This is a genomic window from Thiorhodococcus mannitoliphagus, assembly GCF_010915725.1.
GTDB classification, from domain to species: Bacteria; Pseudomonadota; Gammaproteobacteria; order Chromatiales; family Chromatiaceae; genus Thiorhodococcus; species Thiorhodococcus mannitoliphagus.
The window spans coordinates 1-3,067 of the sequence record NZ_JAAIJR010000264.1; the positions used below are offsets into that span (position 1 = coordinate 1).

The window sequence follows — 3,067 nt, forward strand, 5'->3', positions numbered from 1 at the left end:
CGCTGAGACAACGATGCCGATAGAAAAAAATGATGGACAGGAGGCAAATCGGACTTGCGTCAGAACAGAGTATCTACAGCTCGGGCAGGGCAATCGCATCAAACATTCCTTATATTCTGAATCTCTAATGCCTTTTAATTCAGCGCGTTATATCTGCCGTGCGTCGGATCTCGGTTCCACAAAACAGAAATGCTGCTGGATTCACCCGCAGACCCGGTGCGACGAGTGTCTCCGAGCGTCGATTGCTGGCAAGGACTTTGAACTCTCGCTCTATCAACGCTCAGAAATTCGGGCTCTGCGTGCTCCATCATGCTGATTTCGCTAGCATATAAATGCGCTCTAATATTACCATTTCTTGATGCGATTGCCCTGACAGCTCGGGCGATTGCGCTATTCAGAAACCCCTTAGAAAGTCTCCACCAACGACTTTCCCCCCGCCTTTTCCAAAGGGGGACTAGGGGGGATTTCGGGCGGCATTGCACGCAGCGAGAGACAATTGATGAACTCTTGCTTAGGGAAGCCGCTGCGACCAAGATGGCTGGGCGGCAAGGCGTCGAGAAATCGCCTTGAGGCATCTATAAAGCAGGGCTTAAGGCAGGCTTATCCGCCATCCAAAACAACAAAGACATCAGCTAAGCTGAGCCATACGATGGCACCAGGTATCGCTGGGCTCTCAGGCCCGAAACGCCAAGCCAGTTGCGCGAACGGGCATGAGCGGTGACATTAGCCATCTCACAACGGCCCATTCCGACGAACCGACGTCCGACGAACCGACGACCATGGCGCAACCACAACGCATCTCCCGCAAGAGCTTCCTCAAGCGCTTCAGCGACGTGGTTCAGGGCATGGACAACTGCGAGGACGTCGATCTGCGCGGCGCCCTGCGCCTCACCGACGAAAAGGTCCGCATCCCGCCGCCGGCGGTGCCCTTGCAGTTGCTGCTCGGCGGCGAAGACGGCTATCGGCTACACCTCTATCCCGAGCTTCGCTTCGACTCCAGCGGAGAACTGCGGCACGCAGACGACTATTTGCTCTTCGACCCCACCACCTACTTCTCTGACATCAGCGGCTTCCTGCGGCTCAGTCAGGGCGACTCGCTCACGCTCGGACGGCACGACCCCATGCAGCGGCTGTTGCTGCGCTACCCCAAGGTGGTCGACGAGAAGCACCTGCGCCTAAAGCTCTCCAACAAGGGCCTGGCGATGAAGCGCAAGTCAGAGCGGACCAACGCCTGCGCCGCCCCCTTGACCTCAGAGGATCTCACAGAGCGCATGGTGCGCTGGCGTCGCAAGAAGATCGAGCACCTGCACGACATCCTCGGCGGCCCGCTCGAGCCCATCGCCCGTTCCGAGGCACTGGCGCTCATCGAGCACGTCATCGAGATCATGGTGCGCGAACCTTACCGCGTGGAAAACGACCACGGCCGCCCGAGCGGACTTCTCGCCCTACCCGAGCGCCCACACCCCATCATCATCGGCGATCTCCATGCCCGTATCGACAACCTCCTGGTGATCCTGACCCAGAACGGTTTTCTCGAGGCACTCGAAGACGGTAGCGGCATCCTCATCATCCTCGGCGACGCCATCCAGCCCGACGCGCCCGGCACTGAAGACGAGATGGACTCATCCATGCTGATGATGGATCTCATCTTCCGGCTCAAGCTGAAATTTCCCGAGCGCGTCTTCTACCTACGCGGCAACCATGACAGCTTTTCCGAGGAGATCAGCAAGGCAGGTATCCCCCAGGGTCTCCTCTGGGAGCAAGCCTTGGAAGACAAGCGCGGGCGAACATATCGGGACGCCATGCAGCAGCTCTACGACCATCTGCCCTATGTCGCCGCCTCGGCCAGCTATGTCGCGTGCCACGCCGGCCCACCCACACGCAAACTCTCCTGGGACGCGCTGACGGACATCACCCAGAGCCCCGAACTCGCCCATCAACTGACCCACAACCGGCTGCGCCGCCCCAATTTCCCCAGCGGCTACACCGCCGGAGACGTCGGCCGCATGCGCAAACGACTCGGCGTCAAAGGCGACACCCCAGTGGTCGTCGGGCACACCCCGCTTTCCGAAGATGCCACCTATTGGACAGACGCCGGCGGCATCCATAACCATCATGTGCTCTACGGTGCAGACCCCGATTGGGTCAGCGTCATCACGCGCACCGACAAGAAGCTGATGCCGCTAACCTACCCCACCGAGCCCCTGCTCGCCGTCTACAACGGCTACGCCCGCACTGGCCAAGTTACGCCCTGACCACAGGGCCTCAGCGTTCCCACGCTGGCGCGTTCCAGTCCTTGCAGGGACGAGACAGGAGTACGCGGTAGCTGGTCCGCGAGTCCCCTTCGATGCGCAGGGCGCGTCGCGGAGTGACCAGAGATTGACCGTGCTTGAGTCGGAGGGACAGCTTGCGATTATAGGGGTCGTCGCGCTGGGCGAATTCATTCGCACCTATAGATCCTGTGGGTACGTCCTTTCCCGAATTTCGCCCAAGAACCCGCCACGCGAACGGGTCGTTGGTGATACGGCTAAGTAACTGCCCAAGAACTAATTCCCGATTTGTTCGGTACCGTCTGTCCGCAAGGCGGGAAGTAAAATGTGGACGTCTTCTAATTGGCTACTGCTTCATCATCTCCATCAGCGTGGCGGCGATCCGCTTAGCATCCTCTTCCGAGAGTTTCCCCTGCGCTGTCCGTTGAGTCAGATAGGCCATCAGCTCGGCTTCGCGGCGCTTGACTTCATCCATCCGGCGCTTCGCCCGCTGGATAGGCGAATCCTGGATTGAGTCAGACATTGATCGTCTTCCAAGTGAATGAGTAAGAAACCTCAACGCGGGAGCGTGCCCGCGCGTATAGGCAGTTAGCCTCAGGCGTTCTTCGGCACGCATCGAAGGCGCTGTCCTAGCGCAACTGACATCCTCATTGGCTCTCCCGGAATTCAGGTGATCGAAAAAATGCTTTGATAACAGTCACATGAACTCAAATCACCCGAACACAGAAGCTTCGAAATGATGCTGAGCGAAAGAGAGGTAAGCGACTGATTTGTAAGCATCGACTAGCCGAAAAGGG

Annotated in this window: 2 protein-coding genes; one reads left to right on the forward strand and one right to left on the reverse strand. The window is 58.7% G+C overall.

All coding sequences use genetic code 11. From position 1 onward, the window contains the following. Positions 1-779: 779 nt before the first annotated feature. Positions 780-2,255, forward strand: a complete 1,476-nt coding sequence (locus G3480_RS25835; protein ID WP_164657078.1) for a metallophosphoesterase — start codon at positions 780-782, stop codon at positions 2,253-2,255. Between the two features lie 361 nt (positions 2,256-2,616). Here G3480_RS25835 and G3480_RS25840 read toward each other — a convergent pair whose 3' ends face one another. Next, the gene (locus G3480_RS25840) at positions 2,617-2,793 is read right to left on the reverse strand and encodes a hypothetical protein (protein ID WP_164657079.1); all 177 of its coding nucleotides are present in this window, start codon (positions 2,791-2,793) and stop codon (positions 2,617-2,619) included. Between the last annotated feature and the right edge of the window lie 274 nt (positions 2,794-3,067).